This is a genomic window from Microbacterium sp. PI-1, assembly GCF_004337555.1.
Lineage (GTDB): Bacteria > Actinomycetota > Actinomycetes > Actinomycetales > Microbacteriaceae > Microbacterium > Microbacterium aurugineum.
In genome coordinates this window covers 214283-234571 of sequence record NZ_SJYZ01000001.1, presented here as the reverse complement: position 1 = coordinate 234571, position 20289 = coordinate 214283, and the positions used below count along the sequence as shown (strand labels likewise).

Sequence of the window (20289 nt, the reverse complement as noted above, 5' to 3'; positions counted from 1 at the left end):
GCTCCGGTGGGCGCATGGTGGGTATAGCTCAGCTGGTAGAGCGCTGGCTTGTGGTGCCGGATGTCGCGGGTTCGAGTCCCGTTACTCACCCTCAGGAAGAAGGCCCGGGTCGAATGATCCGGGCCTTCTTCGTCCCCTCGTGAACAAGCCGGGCACGTCACCCCGAAGCTCTAGACTGACCTCGTGTCACTCGCGGTCTGGTTCTCGTTGCTGACCGCGTCCGTCGTGATCAGCCTCACGCCCGGTGCGGGCGCCATCAACACCATGTCCAACGCCATGAGCCAAGGGTGGCGGCGCTCGATCTGGGGCATCATCGGCCAGCAGATCGCTCTGGTCGTCCACGTGGCGATCGTCGCTGCCGGCGTCGGTCTCCTCGTCTCACGCTCGGAACTCATTTTCAACGCCATCCGCTATGCCGGAGCCGCCTACCTCGTCTTTCTCGGGGTACGGCTCCTGCTCGTCCGGCCCGCTGCGGTCAACGTCGATGTCGACGCCCCGGCCCCGATCGACCTCCGTGAGAGCCACTGGTCGATGATCCGACGGGGGTTCTGGGTGAACCTCTTGAATCCGAAGGCGATCGTCTTCTTCCTAGCGTTCATCCCCCAGTTCGTGCGGCTCGATGAACCGCCACTCCCCCAGTACCTCACCTTGATCGCCACCGTGGTCGTGGTCGACGTGATCGTCATGTGGGGGTTCTTCGCTGCTGCCGCACGGCCCTTCCGACGTCTGACGGCGTCCGCGCGTGGACAACGTGTACTCAACGTGGTCTTCGGAACGCTGTTCATCGCCGTCGCCGGTGTCCTCGTCGTCGTGCACTGAGCGGGCGCCGGGCGGCTACCGCCTCTAGGCTGGATGCGATGGAAATGAACGCCGACGCCTTCGAAGAGCTCGTGATCGACGAGCTCGACCGGCTCCCCGATGACATGGTCGAGGGGCTGGAGAACATCGTGTTCGTTGTCGAAGATCGCCCGGAGGACGGCAGCCTCGATCTTCTCGGTCTCTACGACGGTCTGGCCCTCACCGAGCGCACCCAGTACGGCATGGGCGAGCTCCCCGACCGCATCGTAGTCTACCGTGACCCGCACCTGGCACAGTGCGATTCCGAAGACGAACTCCGCGATGAGATCCACACCACACTGGTGCACGAGATCGCCCACTTCTACGGCATCGACGACGAGCAGCTGCATGAGATGGGATGGGCATGACGACACCGGCTGCGCTTCCCGAGCTCGACGAGACCACCGATCTTCGGGCCGCCCCCCTCGAGCCGTGGCAGGTCGTCGTCTGGAACGACCCGGTGAATCTCATGAGCTACGTGGTGCGCGTGTTCCGGACGTACTTCGGCTACTCGGTCGACCATGCCACCGCACTCATGCTCGCCGTCCACCACGAAGGCCATGCGGTGGTCGCGACCGGCCCCAGAGAGACGATGGAGGTCCATGCCCAGGCGATGCACGACTTCGGGCTCTGGGCGACAGTACGGAAGGCGGCATCGTGACCGCTGAGCGCATCCTTCAGGAGATGACGTTGATCGAGGCGTTCCACCTCGCGCGACTGGTGGACGACTTCGTGGAACTCGTCACCGATTCCCGGGACATCGCTGACCCCGCCGTCGATCGGCTGACTCCGACCCCGTATCCGGAGGACTCGGACGCGGCGGCGGAGTTCAGCGTCGCGACGAGAGACGATCTTCTCGACCGTCGCCTCGCCGACGCCCGCATCGTACGGTCGGCTCTCGGCACACTGCCCCCGGACTCCGACGCGCTCACGGAGGACACGGCTCTCACGACGCGAGAGGTGTTCGTGTCCATCGAGAGCGTCGACGCCTGGCTGCGCACGCTCACTGCCATCCGTCTCGTCATCGCCACCCGATTGGGCATCACCTCCGACGAGGACCCCGGCGGGGACGATCGCCACGGCATCTACGACTGGCTGGGTTATCGCCTGGATCTGCTGATCCACGCTGCGGATGAAGCGGAAGGACTTCCGATCGACTGACCGCTAGGGGATCTCGACGATACGCGTCGCGAGCGCGCGTGGGTCGTCTCGGTCGATGTGGCGTCGCTCCTGGGCCGCCCATCGGTCCCAATGTGGGCGATAGGTGTCACCATCACGGGCGAGCGCGCGCCTCTTCCGGGATTCTTCCGTCGATTCAACCCAGATCCGGACGTCGGCGAGGCCTGCGGTCGACGGCCGCAGGATCCCGCTGCCCTCGACGATCACGCCGAGAGCAGGGTCGACGGCGTGGCTCTCGGCCTCGGTCTCCGCTTCCCAATCCCAGCGCCGCCAGGTCCCCAAGTACCCCCGCCCGTGCGGGCGCAGAATCCACTCGAGAGCGCGTTCCGCGCCCTGATCGAGCCCGTCCCAGCCCGGGTAGATCGAGTCGAGCGCGACGAGCTGCACGTGGCCGAGCACAGGCCAGCGCCGCACGAGCCGCGCAGCGAGGGAAGACTTGCCGGCACCGCTGCCGCCGTCGATGAGGACGACCGGGTTGGCCGCAGCCAGTGATCGGATGTCCTGCGCGATCAGGGTCGCCGCATGCTCGAGTGCTGCCGCGACCGGGTCGTCACTTCTTGAGGGCACGGATGATACGTGCGAACGCTCGTCCGGCGACCCAGACGAACGGCACGGCCACGACGAGCAGAGTGACGATGTTGGGCTCGAAGCGCAGGCCCTCTTCACGCCGCACGTAGACACCGACCGGAACGGAAACGCCTCCGCCTCCACCGCCTTCGGCGCCGTCCCCACTCCCCCCGCCGAATCCCGAATAGGTGAACGCGACCGGCGTGATGCTCACCCCATCCACGTCCTGCGGCTCTCCATACGCGCTCTTCACGCCGAAGGACGCAGCTTGCTTTCCGAGTTCCAGTGCAATGTTCGGCATAAGCCCACGGTAGTCGAGGAACGCCGAGCGTGTGGGATCAATCCACGCCGTGCGCCTTGGGATGTTGGGCCGCGCCTCGCCCTTCACCGCGTCCGATGTGCCGCGCGCGGCTGATCGTCGTCGAGCCGAAACGAGCCATGGCTTCATCGACCGCGCCTTCGACCTTGCGCCAGTCCTCGTCGTCGTCCCAGAGTGCCATTCCCGCGCCACCGGCAGGTCGCAGATTCTCTGCCCGAACCCCCACGAGACGGACGGGGTCGCGTCGGTCGATCTGCTCGAAGAGCGTCTGTGCCGCCTCGCCGATCCGCTGTCCGACTGCCGTGGGCTCCGTCAGAGTATGGGATCTGTTCACGGTGCGGAAGTCGTCGAATCGGATCTTGATCGCGACGGTCGACGCCTCCCAGCCGGCGCGTCGAAGCCGGACCGCGACCCGGTCGGCCAGACGCAGCAGTTCGGCACGGAGGAACGGCCGGTCCAGGATGTCCGTGTCGAAGGTCTCCTCATGACCGATGCTCTTCTCCACTCGCTCCGTATCGACGGCTCGAGGGTCTTCTCCGCGGGCGAGTTGTCTGAGGCGGGCCCCGAGCGCGGCTCCGACGGCACGATCGATCATCTCCGTCGGCGCGTCGCGGACGTCCTGCACCGTGCGGATACCGCGTGCTTCGAGCGCCTCCGCAGCTTTCGGTCCCACTCCCCACATCGCACGTACGGGCCGAGGCGCGAGGAAGTCGAGCGTGTCGTCGCCCGCGACGATGAGCATCCCGTCGGGCTTGGCGATCGTCGAAGCCATCTTGGCGACATGCTTGGTCGCCGCGACGCCCACGCTGCACGTGATGCCGACCTCGTCGCGCACACGTTCTCGAATCAGCTCGGCGATGCGCGCCGGGCTCCCCCACAGACGCCGCACGCCCTGCACATCGAGGAAGGCCTCGTCCACGGAAAGCGGCTCGACGAGCGGCGTGAACGACTCGAAGATCGCCATGACCTGCCGGGATACCTCCTGGTACCGAGCGAAGTGCGGCGGGACGATGCGCGCGGACGGACATAGACGCAGCGCCTGCGACACCGGCATCGCGGCGCGCACGCCGTATCGACGGGCCTCGTACGAGGCGCTCGAGACGACGGAACGGCCATCCGGTGCACCGATGATCAGCGGCAGACCCCGGAGCGTGGGGTCATCCAGCACCTCGACGGCCGCATAGAACGCGTCCATGTCGACGTGCAGGATACGCGTGCCGGTGTCCTCCGCGCCCGAGTCGGAGACGATCCGCCCTCTGCCGTCACCGTGTCCCATGCGAGGATTCTCCCCCGAGCCTCTGACATGAGGCCCGGGGGCGCGCGCTACTGCGCCGCGCGCTCGAGGATGAGCTCACGGACGCGCGCGGCATCCGCCTGGCCCTTCATCGCCTTCATGACCGCTCCGATCACCGCTCCGGCCGCCTGCACCTTGCCGTCCTTGATCTTCGCCATCACGTCGGGCTGTGCCGCCAGAGCCTCGTCGATCGCCGCGATCAGCGCGCCGTCGTCAGACACCACCGCGAGCCCGCGAGCGTCCACGACCTCCTGCGGAGTGCCCTCACCGGCGATGACGCCTTCGAGTACCTGGCGGGCGAGCTTGTCGGTAAGCGTTCCCGCATCGACGAGCCGCTGCAGAGCAGCGACGTTCTCCGGGCTGATCAGCGCGGTGGCGTCCTGGTCCTGGGTGTTGGCGATGCGAGTGATCTCACCGGTCCACCACTTGCGTGCAGTGGCGGGTGTCGCCCCCGCGGTGATCGTCGCCTCGACGACCTCGAGCAGGCCGCCGTTGCGGACGTCCTGGAACTCCAGATCGGTGAATCCCCATTCCGTCATCAGACGACGGCGGCGAGCCACCGGCTGCTCGGGAAGAGCCGCACGCAGCTCCTCGATCAGCTCGGCGGCCGGTTCCACGGGCAGCAGGTCAGGCTCCGGGAAGTACCGGTAATCATCGGCGTCCGACTTCGGGCGCCCCGGAGAGGTGGTCCCGGTGTCCTCGTGCCAGTGACGCGTCTCCTGGGTGATCGTGCCGCCGTCGGCGAGGATCTGCGCCTGGCGCTGGATCTCGTACCGCACGGCCCGTTCCACGGAGCGCATCGAGTTGACGTTCTTCGTCTCGGTGCGGGTGCCGAGCTCGTCGGTGCCACGTCGACGCAGCGAGACGTTCGCGTCGCAACGCAGGTTGCCCCGCTCCAGTCGCGCTTCGGAGATGCCGAGACCACGCACGATGTCGCGGATCGCCTGCACGTAGGCCTTGGCGACCTCCGGTGCACGGTGCTCGGTGCCGTAGATGATGTTCGTCACGATCTCGACCAGCGGGACACCCGCCCGGTTGTAGTCGACAAGCGAGTACTCGGCCCCCTGGATGCGTCCGGTCGCCCCACCCATGTGAGTGAGCTTGCCGGCGTCCTCCTCCATGTGCGCGCGCTCGATCGGGATCGTGATGAGCGTGCCGTCCTCGAGCTCGACCTCGACCGACCCGTCATAGGCGATCGGCTCGTCGTACTGCGAGATCTGGTAGTTCTTGCCGAGATCCGGGTAGAAGTAGTTCTTGCGGGCGAACCGGCTCGACTCCGCGATCGAGCAGCCGAGGGCGAGCCCCAGGCTGATCGAGGAACGGATCGCCGTCTCGTTCACGACCGGCAGCGAGCCGGGGAGACCGAGATCCACGGGAGCGATGAGAGTGTTCGGTTCCGCAGCGTGGTAGGCCTCGTTGGCCGGGTTGGGCGCGTCGGAGAACATCTTCGTGTTCGTGTTGAGTTCGACGTGCACCTCGAAACCGAGGACCGGCTCGAACAGTTCGAGCGCCTTGTCGAAGTCCATGAGCTTGGCGGCGGCCATCAGCGGGTCCCTCCTGCGAGCTGGGGTGCGCGGGTGAGCAACGGAGCGCCCCACGAATCGACGAGCAACGTCTCCAACGCGGCGCCGACGCGATACAGGCGCGCGTCCTCACGCGCAGGAGCGATGAACTGGATGCCGACGGGCAGCCCGTCCTCGTCGGCGAGACCGCTCGGGATCGAGATGCCGGGGACGCCGGCGAGGTTGACCGGAATCGTGGTGATGTCGTTGAGGTACATCTGCAGCGGATCGTCGACCTTCTCGCCGATCTTGAACGCCGTGGTCGGAGCCGAGGGCGTCGCGATCACGTCCACCTCCGCAAAGGCGTTCGCGAAGTCCTGCTGGATGAGCGTGCGGACCTTCTGCGCACTCCCGTAGTAGGCGTCGTAGTATCCGGCGGAGAGCGCGTACGTGCCGAGGATGATGCGGCGCTTCACCTCGTCGCCGAAACCGGCATCGCGCGTCGCGGACATCACATCCTCGACCGTGGGCGTGCCGTCGGGAGTCACGCGCAGGCCGAAGCGCACGGAGTCGAACTTCGCCAGGTTGCTCGATGCCTCCGCCGGCAGGATGAGGTAATAAGCGGCCACGCCGTACTCGAAGTGCGGAGCACCGATCTCGACGATCTCCGCTCCCTGAGCCTCCATCATCGCGAGTGCGCTGCGGAACGACGCTGCCACACCGGGCTGGAATCCACTGTCGGGCAGTTCACGGATGACGCCGACCTTGAGTCCCTTGAGGACGTCCCCTCGCGCGCCTTCGCGCGCCGCCTCGGCGAACGACGGCCATTCGTCACGCAGGGAGGTGGAATCCTTCGGGTCGTGCCCGGCGATCACATCGTGCAGCAGCCCCGAGTCGAGGACCGTTCTCGAGACCGGACCGACCTGGTCGAGGCTGGATGCGAGAGCGATCGCGCCGTAGCGGCTCACGCCGCCGTAGGTCGGCTTGACGCCCACGGTGCCGGTGACGTGCGCGGGCTGCCGGATCGAGCCACCGGTGTCCGAGCCCAGGGCCAGCGGTGCTTCGAAAGCCGCCACCGCCGCGGCCGAGCCGCCGCCCGAGCCGCCCGGGATGCGGTCGAGGTCCCACGGATTGCGAGTGGGGCCGTATGCCGAGTGCTCGGTGGACGATCCCATCGCGAACTCGTCCATGTTGGTCTTGCCCAGCGGCACCAGTCCCGCCGCCCGCGAACGGGCGACGACGGTCGCGTCGTACGGCGAGCGGTATCCCTCGAGGATGCGCGAACCACTGGTGGTGGGCTGATCGGTCGTGACCAGGACATCCTTGATGGCCAGCGGCACACCGGCCAGCGGGCCGAGAGTCTCACCCGCGGCACGACGGGCATCGATCGCCGCCGCGGCCTCGAGGGCACCCTCGTTGACATGCAGGAACGCGTGGACGTCGCCGTCGACCGCGGTGATGCGATCGAGATGGGCCTGCGTCGCTTCGACGCTCGACACCTCGCCCGCGACCAGCTTCGCGGCGAGATCGGCCGCGTTCAGTCCGATGATGTCGCTCACTGCTCTTCTCCCAGGATCGCGGTGACGCGGAAACGGCCGCCGGCAGCGTCCGGCGCATTCTGCAGTACCTGCTCGTGCGTGAGCGTCTGTCCGACGACGTCGGGACGGAACACGTTGCTCAGCGGGATCGGGTGGCTCGTCGCGACGATGTCAGCGGTGGCGACCTCCGACACCTTGGCGATGTTGTCGACGATGGCGTCGAGCTGGCCCGTGAGCCGCGTCACCTCGTCGTCGTTCAGCTGGATGCGCGCGAGCACGCCGAGATGGCGTACAAGATCAGGGGTGATTTCAGACACCCCTTCAGTCTAGTTGGCGCGTTCCCCGGTCCTCCGTCCCGACGAGCGACTCGACATATGCTGGGCGGGTGAGCACGTTCCAGCCCCCTCGCCCGTGGATCGCCAGCTACGCCGCAGGCGTCCCGGAAGACCTGCCTCCCGTCGACGGATCTCTCGTGGACATCGTCACCGCGTCGGCCCGCGACTACCCGGACGCGCCCGCCCTCCAGTTCTTCGGGCGGGAGACGACATATGCGCAGCTGCAGACCGCGATCGACCGCGCCGCGACGGGACTGCGCGACCTGGGCGTCCGCGCCGGCGACCCGGTCGCGATCGTGCTGCCCAACTGCCCGCAGCACATCATCGCGTTCTACGCCGTCCTCCGTCTCGGCGCGGTGGTCGTCGAACACAACCCCCTCTACACGCCACGAGAGTTGCGCAAGCAGTTCGAGGACCACGGTGCGAAGCACGCGATCGTGTGGAACAAGGTCGTCTCCACCGTGCAGGAGTTCCCCGCGGATCTTGCCGTGACGAACCTCATCGCCGTCGATGTGACGAGGGCCATGCCATTCCTCACCCGCGTCGCTCTGCGACTTCCCGTGGCGAAGGCGCGCGAATCCCGTGCAGCGTTGACCGAGAAGGTCCGCGGGGCGGTCGCCTGGGAGACGTTGCTCGCGGCGGCTCCGATCCCGGAATCGCATCCGAGACCGGGAACTGACGACCTCGCGATCATCCAGTACACGTCCGGAACCACCGGAACGCCGAAGGGCGCAGCCCTCACCCATCGCAACCTGCTCGCGAACGCCGCCCAGGCGCAAGCCTGGGTACCGTCGATCGAACGCGGGAACGGCTGCGTCGTCTACGCCGTGCTGCCGATGTTCCACGCCTACGGCCTCACCCTGTGTCTCACGTTCGCGATGTCGATGGGTGCACGACTCGTTCTCTTCCCGAAGTTCGATCCCGACCTCGTCCTCGACGTCGTCAAGAAGCACCCCGCGACCTTCCTGCCGCTCGTGCCGCCGATCGCCGACCGTCTTCTCGCTGCGGCAAAGGCGAAGGACGTGTCGCTCGACGGCATAGAGGTCGCGATCTCCGGCGCGATGGCACTGCCGCATGAGCTGGTGGTCCCCTTCGAAGAGGCGACCCACGGCTACCTCGTCGAGGGCTACGGGCTCAGCGAGTGCTCGCCCGTCCTCATGGCGAACCCGGTCGCCGACAACCGTGTGCCCGGCACCGTCGGGCTCCCCCTTCCGGGGACGGAGTGTCGCGTCGTCGACCCGGAGAACCCCCGCCACGACGTCGAAGCCGGGGCGGCCGGCGAACTCGTCGTGCGCGGGCCGCAGGTCTTCGCGGGCTACTACGGCAAGCCCGAGGAGACCGAAGCCGTCTTCGTCGACGGCTGGTACCGCACGGGCGACATCGTCACGATCGACGACGCCGGCTTCGTACGGATCGTCGATCGGATCAAGGAGCTCATCATCACGGGTGGCTTCAACGTCGCTCCCACCGAGGTCGAGAACGTCCTGCGCCAGCACCCGAAGGTCGCCGATGCAGCGGTCGTCGGTCTGCCCAGCGAGCATTCGGGCGAAGAGGTCGTCGCTGCGATCGTCGTGGACCCCGGAACCGATATCGATGTCGAAGAGATCCGTGACTTCGCGCGCAGCATCTTGACCCCGTACAAGGTGCCCCGTCGCGTCTTCGTGGTCGACGAACTGCCCAAGTCCCTGATCGGAAAGGTGCTCCGACGCCAGGTGAAGGAGCGGCTGATCTCACTGACCACCGGCGTCTGAGGCCGCCCTCACAGGCGCCGAGCATCGCGGCGCGCTACCCTTGGGAAGTGACCCCTGAAGATGCAGTGCTGACCGACGCCCCCGAGGACTCCCCCGCGACCCCCGGATTCGAGGAGCTCGGCATCACCGGGCCCGTCCTCAAAGCCATCAAGGATCTCGGCTACGAGACCCCGTCGCCCATCCAGGCGGCCACCATTCCCACGCTCCTGGCCGGACGCGATGTCGTCGGGATGGCGCAGACCGGAACCGGAAAGACCGCGGCCTTCGCTCTTCCCGTCCTCGAGCGCCTCGACGTCTCGCAGAAGACCCCGCAAGCACTCGTGCTCGCGCCCACCCGCGAACTCGCGCTCCAGGTCTGCGAGGCCTTCGAGTCCTACGCCTCCAAGATGAAGGGCGTCCACGTCCTCCCCGTCTACGGCGGACAGGGCTACGGCGTTCAGCTGTCGGCGCTGCGTCGCGGCGTCCACGTCATCGTCGGCACGCCCGGCCGAATCATGGACCACCTCGCGAAGGGCACTCTCGACCTGTCCCAGCTCCAGTACCTCGTGCTCGACGAAGCCGACGAGATGCTGAAGATGGGCTTCGCCGAAGACGTGGAGCAGATCCTCGCGCAGACTCCCGAAGAGAAGCAGGTCGCCCTGTTCTCGGCGACGATGCCCCCGCAGATCCGCCGCCTCGCGCAGAAGTATCTGCGTGAGCCGGAAGAGATCAGCATCAAGTCCAAGACCGCCACCGGCACCAACATCACCCAGCGTTACCTCGTGGTGTCTTATGCGCAGAAGGTCGACGCTCTCACCCGGATCCTCGAAGTCGAGAACTTCGACGGGATGATCGTCTTCGTCCGCACCAAGAACGAGACCGAGACGCTCGCCGAGAAGCTCCGCGCCCGCGGCTACTCCGCGGCAGCGATCAACGGCGATGTCCCCCAGGTGCAGCGTGAGCGCAGCGTGAACCAGCTCAAGGATGGCAAGCTCGACATCCTCGTCGCCACCGACGTGGCTGCGCGCGGGCTCGACGTCGAGCGCATCAGCCACGTCGTGAACTTCGACATCCCCACCGACACCGAGTCGTACGTGCACCGCATCGGTCGCACGGGTCGGGCGGGACGCTCAGGCGACGCCATCAGCTTCATCACACCGCGTGAGCGCTACCTGCTCAAGCACATCGAGAAGGCGACCCGTCAGCAGCCGACCCAGATGCAGCTGCCGAGCACGGAGGACGTGAACACCACGCGTCTGAACCGCTTCGACGACGCGATCACCACCGCGCTCTCGGAGACCGGACGGATCGAGGCGTTCCGCGACATCGTCGCCCACTACGTCCGCCACCACGATGTGCCGGAGGGAGACGTGGCCGCCGCCCTGGCCGTCGTCGCTCAGGGCGACAAGCCACTGCTCCTGGACCCCGCGAACGATCCTCTCTCGAAGGCGGTCGAGGCCGACAACCGTCCGCCTCGGGAGCGCAGCGCCCGCGACTCGCGTGAGCCGCGCACCGAACGCCGTAGCCGCGGCGACTATGCGGCGTACCGCATCGAGGTCGGACGCCGCCACCGTGTCGAACCCCGCCAGATCGTCGGCGCCCTCGCGAACGAAGGCGGGCTGGGTCGAGATGATTTCGGAGCCATCAACATCCGCCCCGACTTCTCGATCGTCGAGCTGCCTTCCAATCTCGACCCCGCCGTCCTGGAGAAGCTCCGCGACACGCGTATCTCCGGTCGCCTGATCGAGATCAAGCCCGATCGTGGCCCCGGGGGCGCTCGGCGCACTGCTCCGCGCGACGGTGGCAAGTTCGAACGACGCGACCGCGACGACCGTCCGGCACGCGACAACCGCGACGAGAAGCCGTACCGCAAGCCCCGTCACAAGAGCTGACGCGTCGTCGCCCGTTCGAGGACGCTGATCGCGGTGACGGCTTTCTCGTCGGAATGGATCTCGGCATAGGCGACGCGAGAGTGGTCATCGAGGACGGTATGGACGAACGCGGTGCCGAGGCGGGGTTCTGACCGACTGTTGCGCTGCCCCGTTCGGCGGGCGGTGGCCTGACGGTTCCAGTCGCCTTGCTGTTTGCCGACGAAGCGCCATCCGCCGCCGTCGGGGATGTTGCCGAACTTCGTGACATCAACGTGGATCAGCGACCCCGGACGGTCATGCTCTTAACGTCGCAAGGGTTCGCCCGTCACCCGGTCGATACGGGAGAGGCGATTCACGCGGCTCGACCGATCCTTCATCCCCGTCGCGCCCTCGGCGCGATACCGGTCTGCCCATTTGCGGGCGGTGACCGGCGACACCGTGAACAGCTTCGCGACGTGGCTGACGGGATGCTTGCCGTCGACGATCATGCGTGCGAGTCGAAGCCGAGTGCGTGGCGTAAGAACAGCGTTGACGTGGGACATGAGGAACAACTCCAAGAGACAGCGCGCGGTCGGCGATGCAGAATCACGTCCAACCCGCGCAGAGACAGGGTTCAGAGCGGGCCGAGCACGCGTTTGGGGTCGGCATCGAGTGCGAGGGTCTCGAGCACCTCGAGGAGTTGCCGTTCCTCGTAACGGAAGTGGCTCTCCATGATCGCGGCGATCCCTTCCAGGTGCCGGGCGAGCTCGACCGGTGTTGCCGATGCGTCCACCGACGACTGCAACCCGCTCACAAGGTGAGCGATCATCGAGTGATCCTGCTGCAGATACCGCAACGTGTCCCGCAGTTCCGGGTGCGCGGCCGCGATCGCGGGGAACAGCTCGCGATCCTCGCCCTCGTGATGTCCGGTCAGTGCCGTGCAGAACCCATGGCAGAACAACAGCAGCTCACGCCCCGCGACCTCGGGAGATCGTCCCTGTGCGGCGGAGTCCTGCGCGACCCGCAGCGCCTGACGGAGCCGGTCATGCACCTGCCGCAGTTCGGCTGCCCAGGCGACCAAGCGCGCGCGCTCCCCCTCGAATGGCGGGACGGACGGCGAGCTGAGTCGCTGCAGTATCACCACGGGAATCACCCGCGACGTGCTCGCCTGATAGTCACCGAATTCCGGATCCTGCTCGACGACCTGCGCGAACAGCCGGTCGCGCTCTATGCCTGACGGAATCGACGCGAGTGCGTCGAATGACTCCGCTCCGACTTTGACGCTCACCTGGGGACGCGCGCGGACGTTCGCAAGCCATGCGGGGTGCCGTGGCCCGCCCATCGCCGATGCGACGACGGCGCGCATCCCGTTCAGCTCGAAGTACGCCAACGGTGTCGTGCGGCGGATGCCCGTGCGCGCGCCGGTCGTGGTGAGCAGAGCGAGGGTGAACCCCTCGAACTTGCCGCCGACGCGGCCGGCGTTCGCACGGAACTCGTCGATGACACCGCGATTGAACGCGTTGACAGCAGTGCTGTCGGTTTCGCCGTTCCGGGCTCCTGGCCCGGTGTTCTCGCCCTCAGTCACGAGAGGGCGAAGGGGTCGACATCATCTGTCGTCCTCCTTCATATCCCACGCCTCCATGCCTGACACGGACTGCCAACGACACGCGACGTTGGCATCAAGCTAACACCATCTGACGATGTCACCAAGGTCGCGAGGGACGGATCGACTCAAGGGAACAGCCTCCCTGGACATCACAGCTAACCCGTTCCGCGCGCAAGCTGCGCCGCCACGTCGATCAACCGTTCCGGATGCTCGAGCAGTGCACGCTGTTCGGGGTGCGCGATGAGATGGGCGATCAGGCGGTGCGCCCCCGCGACGCTCGGAGCCCAGTATCCGCCGACATGATGGCGACTCAACAGCACGGTGGTGTTCTCACCATCGACCGTGAGGGTCGCGGTACCGTCCTCAGGTTCGACTCCGGGGTCGCTCAGCATCGCCGCGGTCACGGCACCGAGCACTAGCGTGCCGACCAGACCCGGCAGACGAAACCTGGTGGTCGGCACGTCGAGCACGACCCGTTCGACGCTCGCCCACGGCAGGATGCTTCGGCTCTCGACACCCGCCCGGATCATCACCGCCTCCGGCGTCAGCCGAAGATGATGGCGGCCGGGATCGCCGACGGCCAGCGCATCCGGGACGACGATCAGCGGACCGTACCGCTTCACGAACCCTCGCTTGCGGGAGGAAGCGCCTCCGGCCCTTCCGTCACCAGCACGTGGAACTGGGCTGCGTCGAGAATCCGGAGTCCGAGCTCTTCGGCCTTCGCCAGCTTCGACCCGGCACCCGGCCCGGCAGCGACGAAGTCCGTCTTCTTCGAGACGCTGGATGCCGCCTTGCCCCCCGCCTTGATGATGGCCTCCTGAGCGCCCTCCCGGGTGTATCCGTCGAGCGAGCCGGTGGCGACGATGGTCAGGCCTTCGAGGACGCCGCCGGCGGGAACCGCACCACCCGGACCGGGGTGACCGGGCGTCGACCACTGCACACCGGCGTCCGCCCACTGCTGCACGATCTCCTGGTGCCAGTCGATCTCGAACCAGTCGAGGACCGAATCCGCGATGATCCCCCCGACCCCCTCCACGGCGGCAAGTTCGTCCCGCGTCGCAGCGCGGATCGCGTCGAGAGAACCGAACCACTGGGCGAGTGCGCGCGCCGCGACCGGCCCGACGTGGCGGATGTTCAGCGACACGAGCAGACGCCACAAGTCCTTCGTCTTCGCCTTCTCGAGCTCAGCGAGGAGTGTCAACGCCTGCGAGGCGGGCTGCGGCCCCTCGAGACCGGACTTCCTCTCGGTCGGGGTCGGATTCCTGCGGAAGGGCGCACGCGTCTTGACGACCCCGTCGTCATCCTCCTTCGGAAGCCCGGTCTCGGCATCGCGCACGAAGAGTTCGATCGGCACGAGTTGTTCGAGGGTGAGGGCGAACAGGCCCGCCTCCGTCTCGAGAGGCGGGATCGCCGGCGAGGTCGGCTGCGTCAACGCGGCTGCGGTGACCTCACCGAGTGCTTCGACATCGAGTGCCCCGCGTGAGCCGATGTGCTCGACGCGACCGCGGACCTGTGCGGGGCAGGAACGGGCGTTCGGGCACCTCAGGTCGATGTCGCCCTCCTTCATCGCCCGAAGAGGTGTGCCGCACTCGGGGCATTCGACGGGCATCACGAACTCGCGCTCCGTGCCGTCTCGTCTCTCGACCACGGGTCCGAGAACCTCGGGGATGACATCACCGGCTTTGCGCAGCACGACGGTGTCACCGATCAGCACGCCCTTGGCCTTGACCACGTCCTTGTTGTGCAGCGTGGCCTGACGCACCACGGAACCGGCGACGTGCGCCGGCGCCATGACGGCGAAGGGAGTCGCACGACCCGTACGGCCGACCGAGACCACGATGTCGAGCAGCGTGGTCTGCACCTCTTCCGGCGGGTACTTGTAGGCGATCGCCCACCTCGGCGCACGACTCGTGGCTCCGAGTTCAGCGTGCAGCTCGAGCTCGTCGACCTTGACCACGATGCCGTCGAGCTCATGCTCAATGTCATGCCGATGCTCGCCGAAGTACTCGACGAACGCGACGACGTCGTCGATCGTGCCGCAGACCTTCGTGTGCGGGCTCGTCGGCAGGCCCCATCCGGCGAGCACTTCGTACACCTCGCTCTGCGCTGCGACGGGAGGATTCGTCCACGCGCCGATACCGTGCACGTAGAGCGACAGGGACTCGATGCGTAGAAGTCCCGCTTCGAGCTCGAGCCCGTTCTTCTTGTCGATCTGCTGACGGAGCCCTCCACTGGCCGCGTTCCGTGGATTCGCGAAGGACGGGAAGCGTCGCGCGGCGGCGGTGCGCGCCTTCTCTTCGTCGAAGGGCTTCTTGACCCCGCTCCGCGCTTCCCACTTCGCGAGAGCATCGGCGTAGGCGCGATCGCGGTAGCTCGCCTGCGCGGCATTGAGGCGTTCGAAGGCCGCGACCGGGATGAACACCTCACCGCGCACCTCGACGATCTCGGGGTGTCCCTCGCCGCTCAGACGATACGGGATCTCCGGGAGACGCAGGGCGTTCTCGGTGACGACCTCCCCCACTCGTCCATCACCACGCGTCGCCGCGGAGGTCAGGACTCCGTTCTCGTACCGGAGGTTGATCGCGAGGCCATCGATCTTCAGTTCGGTGAGCCATGCGACGCGACGGCCGGCCGCGGCTTCGGTCTTCGCCGCCCAGTCCCTCAGCTCGTCGACGGAGAACACGTTGTCGAGGCTGAGCATGCGCTCGGCGTGCTCGATGGTCGCGAGGCCTGTGGCCTCGGCGGCGCCGACCATCTGCGTGGGCGAGTCCTGCCCCTGAAGCTCGGGATGAAGCCTCTCGAGTTCTTCGAGCCGGTGCATCCACCCGTCATACGTGAAATCGTCGACGAGCGAGGTGTCTCGGCCGTAGTAGGCCTCTTTCGCATCGAGAATGCGGGTGGTCAGCTCCTCGGCTTCGGTTCGGGCGTCTTCCAGCGAGATGTTCTCCGGCACCTCGACAGTCTATGAGTGGGCACCGACACCGGAAACGTCTACGCGCCGACCGGAACGGCCGAGACCGTGGTGTCGATCGTGAACTGTCCGAGAACGCGGGTGCCGACATACAGCACCGCCGTCTGCCCCGGCGCCACCCCGTCGAGCGGAACGTCCGGGACGACGCGGACGCCGGTGTCCGAAACCGTGGCCCGCGCAGGGACCGGTTCCGCGTGAGCGCGGATCTGGACGTGGCATTCGAACGCGGATTCGGTGGGTGCGGCGCCCGCCCAGCTGAAGCGCTCCCCCGCGATCTCCGCGATCGCCAACGCTTCCTTCGGACCGACGACGACCGTGTTCGACACCGGTCGGACCTCGAGGACGAACCGAGGCTTGCCGTCCGGGGCGGGGATGCCGAGCTTGAGTCCGCGACGCTGTCCTACCGTGAATGCGTGGGCGCCCTCGTGCGATCCGACGACCTCACCACTGCGATCGACGATCTCGCCCGTGGCGGTGCCGACCTTCTCCGCCAGCCAGCCGCGGGTGTCGCCGTCGGGGATGAAGCAGATGTCATGGCTGTCAGGCTTCTGCGCGACGCTCAGCCCACGCGACTCCGCCTCCGCGCGCACGATCGCCTTCGACGGCGTCGTGCCGAGCGGGAAGTATGTGTGAGCGAGTTGCTCGGAGGTCAAGACGCCCAGCACATACGACTGATCCTTGGCGTTGTCCGAGGCACGGTGCAGCTCCAGCCCCTGCTCGCCGTCGATGAGTGTGGCGTAGTGGCCCGTGCACACGGCGTCGAACCCGAGCTCGATGGCTCTTTCCAGAAGCGCGGCGAACTTGATCTTCTCGTTGCAACGCATGCAGGGGTTGGGCGTGCGGCCCGCCTGATACTCCGCGATGAAGTCCTCGATCACGTCGTCGCGGAAGCGCTCCGAGAAGTCCCAGACGTAGAAGGGGATGCCGAGCACGTCGGCGGCCCGGCGTGCATCGAGAGCGTCTTCGATCGTGCAGCATCCACGGCTACCGGTTCGCAGCGTGCCCCCGGCGCGGGAGAGAGCCAGATGCACACCGACGACGTCGTGTCCCGCCTCCACAGCCCTGGCGGCTGCAACGGCGGAATCGACTCCACCGCTCATCGCCGCAAGTATCCGCATGAGAACAGTCTACGAGCGTGTGCCTGTGCCGGCGCCGGATGCGCGGGCATAGGCATCGGCGATGACGGCGAGTACCGCATCGACATCCGCGGCCGTCGACGTGCGCCCCAGGGAGAACCGCAGCACACTGCGCGCCTCCCGCTCGCTCCGCCCCATCGCCATCACGACGTGTGAGGGCTCGGCCACCCCTGCCTGACACGCGGATCCTGTGGATGCGGCGACCCCGGCCACGTCGAGAAGGAACAGCAGGCTCTCCCCCACGGCACCGGGGAAGAGCACGTGCGCGTTGCCGGGCAGACGCTCGATCGGGTCGCCGAGGAGCACGGCGGAGGGCACAGCGGAGCGGATTCCCGTGATGAGGCGGTCGCGGAGACCGGCCAATCGTGCTGCCTCCTGTTCGCGCTCGGTCTCGGCGAGTTCGACCGCGGTGGCGAACGCCGCAGCTCCGGGGACGTCTTGCGTCCCGGCCCGGAGCCCGCGTTGCTGGGCACCACCGCGCAACAGTGCCGTGATCCGTGCGGTGCGCGCAGCGACGAGGACTCCGACTCCCACGGGCGCGCCGATCTTGTGGCCGGCCAGGCTCATCGCCACGAGTCCGACACCGTCGGCGACGTCGCCACGCATCGAGCGGAACGACACCGGAACATGGCCGAGCGCGGCCACGGCGTCGAGGTGCAGCGGCACGCGGGCGATCGCCGCATAGCGGGCCAGCATCGCGGCCGGGTTGATCGTGCCCGCTTCGTTGTTCGCGACGAGGGCCGTCGCGAGGGCGGCACCGGGAAGGCGTGCGGCGAAGACCTCGGGGTCTATCCGCGCGTGGGCGGTGACCGGCACCCGACGCAACTCGGCGCCGTCGTCGAGGAGAGCGGAGACGGTGTCCATCGTGGCGTGGTGCTCCGCCTCCGGCATCACGACCGCCGCTGTCCCGGTCGGGCGGGATCGCCACATCCCCTGCAGTGCCAGATTGATCGATTCGGTACCACCCGAAGTGAACACGATCTCGATGGGATCGGCGCCCAACACCGCGGCGACACGCTCGCGCGACTCCTCGAGCAGACGCCGGGCGTCCTGTCCTGCCCCATGTGTCGACGACGCGTTGCCCACGGTCTCGGAGGCATCCAGCCACGCGGCGCGCGCCTCCGGGCGCAGAGGCGTGGTCGCCGCATGATCGAGATAGTGCCGCATCCCTCGATTCTCTCGCGAATCGGCCTCGGTCGGGGCGTGTGGGCGTGGAACCCGGTACGCCCGGAGATGAGACGGCGACACATCGCCTCTAGTGTGTACTCATGCCCGTGTCCCCTGCCCTCGCCGTGCCCGGCGGCTCCACTCTCGACCACCTCGGTGTCCGTCTCCATGACGGCGTCGGCACGCTGCGCGTCTGGTCGCAGAACGCCTCCTCCGTCGAGCTCGTGGTGTTCGACGCCACCGACCTCGACTGGGCGACGGATGAGCTGGAACTCGAGCGCCGCCCCGGCGGTGTCTGGGAGATCACGACGGAGCTGTTGCAGCCCGGCGTGCGGTACGCCATCCGGGTCGGAGGGCCGCACGGGCCCGGGAACACCTTCAACCCGGAGACCCTCCTCCTCGACCCCTACGCCCGCGGCCTCGCTCAGGGCGACGGCTACGAGGAGTGGCGCTCGGTCGTGATCGTCGACGGCTTCGACTGGGGCGACTCGCAGAAGCCCCGGGTGCCCCTGGATCGCACGGTCATCTACGAGGGCCACCTCAAAGGGCTCACCAAGCGCCACCCCGACGTTCCTCCTGCTCTGCACGGCACCTACGCCGGTCTCGCGCACCCCGCGATGATCGAGTACTTCCACTCGCTCGGGATCACGTCGATCGAGTTGCTGCCCGTGCATGCCTTCGTGCCAGAGCCCCGCCTGCTCGAGCGCGGCCTCACCAATTACTGGGGCTACAACACCCTGAACTTCTTCACCCCGCACACGGCCTACGCCACCGAGGAGGCCCGCAAGGAGGGCCCCGAGGCCGTGCTCGCCGAGTTCCAGGGCATGGTCAGGCTGCTGCATGAAGCCGGTCTCGAGGTGATCCTCGACGTCGTGTACAACCACACGTCGGAGGAGGGCATCGGCGGCCCCCGCTCGAGCCTGCGCGGCATCGACAACGCCTCCTACTACCGACAGGACGAGTCCGGGGTCTACATCGACACCACAGGGTGCGGGAACACTCTGAACACGGCCACCGACGCCGGTGCGAGGCTCGTTCTCGATTCCCTTCGATACTGGGCGCAGGAGATGCAGATCGACGGCTTCCGCTTCGACCTCGCGACCGCGATCGCGCGGGACAGCACGCACACCTACACGCCCGATCATCCGCTCCTCGCAGCCATCGCGAACGACCCGATCCTGGCGGACACCAAACTCATCGCCGAGCCGTGGGACGTCGGACTCGGCGGCTGGCAGACGGGCAACTTCCCGACCGGCTGGCAGGAATGGAACGACCGCTACCGCGACCGCGTGCGCAACTTCTGGCTGAGCGACATCGACTACGCGCGTCGCGCCTCAGCACCGGTGGGGATCGGCGGGTTCGCGACGCGGCTCGCCGGCTCCTCGAACACGTTCAGCGAGGAGCGCGGTCCCCTCGCCAGCGTGAACTTCATCACCGCGCACGACGGTTTCACCCTGCACGACCTCGTCTCCTACGACGTGAAGCACAACGAGGCCAACGGGGAGCACAACCGCGACGGCGCCGACATGAACCGCGCGTTCAACCACGGGATCGAAGGCCCGACGGACGACCCGACGATCCTGGCCGCACGGCGCAAGGCCATGCGCAACCTCCTCGGCACGCTCCTGCTGTCCGCGGGCGTGCCGATGCTCACGGCCGGCGACGAGGTCGGACGCACACAGCGCGGCAACAACAACGCCTACGCGCAGGACTCCGCCCTCACGTGGCTCGGGTGGGAGTTCGAACCGTGGCAGGAGGATCTGCGCGCGCATGTCTCCCGCCTGACCCGGCTGCGGCGGGAGAACCCCGCGCTCCGTCCCAGTCGCTATGCCCGACTGGGTGAACACATCCCGAACGCCTCCGTCATGGACTGGTACGACCAGAACGGCGAGACGATGGAGCAGAGCCAATGGGCGGATCCCGGCAATCGCACCCTGCAGTACGTCGCGGCATCCACTCCTGACGCCGAGGCGTACAACCGCATCCTGCTCATCGTGCACGGAACCGAGTCACCGATCGACGTGCGTCTCCCGGAGGAGATCGAGGACGCGACGCGCTTCGTCTCGTTGTGGTCGAGTGCGCAGGAGCGTCCCTCCGACGACGAGGAGGTCTTCGCCCCCGGAGACGTCCTACCCGTATCGGGCACGTCGATGAGGTTGTTCCGGGTCGAATGACACCCGGCTCCGACGCACCCCACGGCGCGCTACCCGCGATCACGTCCGCGCGGTAGATTCGGGATGTGGCTGCACGTGCTGGTA

At 67.4% G+C, this 20289-nt stretch carries 18 protein-coding genes, 1 tRNA gene and 1 pseudogene; 8 read left to right on the top strand and 12 right to left on the bottom strand.

Features of this window, described 5'->3' with window-relative positions:
• Nucleotides 1–17: 17 nt before the first annotated feature.
• The 5 genes from E0W80_RS01090 (at nucleotide 18) to E0W80_RS01070 (ending at nucleotide 1998) form a co-directional block, all read left to right on the top strand.
• Nucleotides 18–90: transfer RNA gene (locus tag E0W80_RS01090), tRNA-His, on the top strand.
• Nucleotides 91–183: 93 nt separating this feature from the next.
• Nucleotides 184–819 (top strand): LysE family transporter, encoded by a 636-nt coding sequence (locus E0W80_RS01085; protein ID WP_131490976.1) that lies wholly within the window; start codon nucleotides 184–186, stop codon nucleotides 817–819.
• Between the two features lie 38 nt (nucleotides 820–857).
• Nucleotides 858–1205, top strand: a complete 348-nt coding sequence (locus tag E0W80_RS01080) for a metallopeptidase family protein (protein ID WP_047523326.1) — start codon at nucleotides 858–860, stop codon at nucleotides 1203–1205.
• Nucleotides 1202–1498, top strand: a complete 297-nt coding sequence (clpS, locus tag E0W80_RS01075; RefSeq protein ID WP_194239217.1) for an ATP-dependent Clp protease adapter ClpS — start codon at nucleotides 1202–1204, stop codon at nucleotides 1496–1498. Before E0W80_RS01080 ends, clpS begins: the two co-directional genes overlap by 4 nt.
• On the top strand, nucleotides 1495–1998 hold the full coding sequence (locus E0W80_RS01070) for a DUF2017 family protein (protein WP_131490974.1): 504 nt from the start codon (nucleotides 1495–1497) through the stop codon (nucleotides 1996–1998). The genes clpS and E0W80_RS01070 overlap by 4 nt, the downstream gene beginning before the upstream one ends.
• 3 nt (nucleotides 1999–2001) lie before the next feature.
• Here E0W80_RS01070 and E0W80_RS01065 read toward each other — a convergent pair whose 3' ends face one another.
• The 6 genes from E0W80_RS01065 to gatC are packed head-to-tail and all read right to left on the bottom strand — an operon-like array spanning nucleotide 2002 to nucleotide 7553.
• On the bottom strand, nucleotides 2002–2583 hold the full coding sequence (locus E0W80_RS01065) for a hypothetical protein (RefSeq protein WP_131490973.1): 582 nt from the start codon (nucleotides 2581–2583) through the stop codon (nucleotides 2002–2004).
• On the bottom strand, nucleotides 2567–2884 hold the full coding sequence (locus tag E0W80_RS01060) for a hypothetical protein (protein WP_047523330.1): 318 nt from the start codon (nucleotides 2882–2884) through the stop codon (nucleotides 2567–2569). The genes E0W80_RS01065 and E0W80_RS01060 overlap by 17 nt, the downstream gene beginning before the upstream one ends.
• A gap of 37 nt (nucleotides 2885–2921) precedes the next feature.
• Complete coding sequence (gene dinB, locus E0W80_RS01055; protein WP_131490972.1) at nucleotides 2922–4178, bottom strand: DNA polymerase IV; 1257 nt, start codon at nucleotides 4176–4178, stop codon at nucleotides 2922–2924.
• A 47-nt stretch (nucleotides 4179–4225) separates the two neighbouring features.
• Complete coding sequence (gene gatB / locus E0W80_RS01050) at nucleotides 4226–5740, bottom strand: Asp-tRNA(Asn)/Glu-tRNA(Gln) amidotransferase subunit GatB (protein ID WP_131490971.1); 1515 nt, start codon at nucleotides 5738–5740, stop codon at nucleotides 4226–4228.
• A complete protein-coding gene (gene gatA, locus E0W80_RS01045; protein WP_047523334.1) occupies nucleotides 5740–7257 on the bottom strand; it encodes an Asp-tRNA(Asn)/Glu-tRNA(Gln) amidotransferase subunit GatA in 1518 nt (505 codons plus the stop codon). Before gatA ends, gatB begins: the two co-directional genes overlap by 1 nt.
• Entirely contained in the window at nucleotides 7254–7553 is a 300-nt protein-coding gene (gene gatC / locus E0W80_RS01040; protein WP_131490970.1) for an Asp-tRNA(Asn)/Glu-tRNA(Gln) amidotransferase subunit GatC, read from the bottom strand. Before gatC ends, gatA begins: the two co-directional genes overlap by 4 nt.
• 68 nt (nucleotides 7554–7621) lie before the next feature.
• Between gatC and E0W80_RS01035 the strand changes: the two genes are divergently transcribed.
• A complete protein-coding gene (locus E0W80_RS01035; RefSeq protein ID WP_131490969.1) occupies nucleotides 7622–9322 on the top strand; it encodes a long-chain-fatty-acid--CoA ligase in 1701 nt (566 codons plus the stop codon).
• A 65-nt stretch (nucleotides 9323–9387) separates the two neighbouring features.
• Nucleotides 9388–11193, top strand: coding sequence for a DEAD/DEAH box helicase (locus E0W80_RS01030; protein ID WP_047523337.1), 1806 nt, complete (start codon nucleotides 9388–9390; stop codon nucleotides 11191–11193).
• A gap of 8 nt (nucleotides 11194–11201) precedes the next feature.
• On the opposite strand, the pseudogene E0W80_RS01025 reads toward E0W80_RS01030, so the two are convergent.
• The 6 genes and pseudogenes from E0W80_RS01025 to E0W80_RS01000 form a co-directional block, all read right to left on the bottom strand.
• Nucleotides 11202–11714: pseudogene (locus E0W80_RS01025) on the bottom strand (leucine zipper domain-containing protein); the annotation flags it as partial.
• 71 nt (nucleotides 11715–11785) lie between these two features.
• Nucleotides 11786–12736 carry a nitroreductase/quinone reductase family protein gene (locus E0W80_RS19335; RefSeq protein ID WP_131490968.1) on the bottom strand — a complete coding sequence of 317 codons (951 nt, stop codon included), beginning with the start codon at nucleotides 12734–12736 and terminating at the stop codon, nucleotides 11786–11788.
• 176 nt (nucleotides 12737–12912) lie between these two features.
• A complete protein-coding gene (locus E0W80_RS01015) occupies nucleotides 12913–13380 on the bottom strand; it encodes a hypothetical protein (protein ID WP_131490967.1) in 468 nt (155 codons plus the stop codon).
• Nucleotides 13377–15710, bottom strand: a complete 2334-nt coding sequence (gene ligA, locus E0W80_RS01010) for an NAD-dependent DNA ligase LigA (protein ID WP_131490966.1) — start codon at nucleotides 15708–15710, stop codon at nucleotides 13377–13379. The genes E0W80_RS01015 and ligA overlap by 4 nt, the downstream gene beginning before the upstream one ends.
• Before the next feature lie 38 nt (nucleotides 15711–15748).
• Nucleotides 15749–16846, bottom strand: coding sequence for a tRNA 2-thiouridine(34) synthase MnmA (mnmA, locus tag E0W80_RS01005; RefSeq protein ID WP_131490965.1), 1098 nt, complete (start codon nucleotides 16844–16846; stop codon nucleotides 15749–15751).
• Between the two features lie 9 nt (nucleotides 16847–16855).
• Nucleotides 16856–18031: a cysteine desulfurase family protein gene (locus E0W80_RS01000; protein WP_131490964.1), complete on the bottom strand. Its 1176-nt coding sequence runs from the start codon at nucleotides 18029–18031 to the stop codon at nucleotides 16856–16858.
• Nucleotides 18032–18132: 101 nt separating this feature from the next.
• Here E0W80_RS01000 and glgX point away from each other — a divergent pair, with 101 nt between their 5' ends.
• Nucleotides 18133–20205 carry a glycogen debranching protein GlgX gene (gene glgX, locus E0W80_RS00995; RefSeq protein WP_131490963.1) on the top strand — a complete coding sequence of 691 codons (2073 nt, stop codon included), beginning with the start codon at nucleotides 18133–18135 and terminating at the stop codon, nucleotides 20203–20205.
• Nucleotides 20206–20289 lie beyond the last annotated feature (84 nt).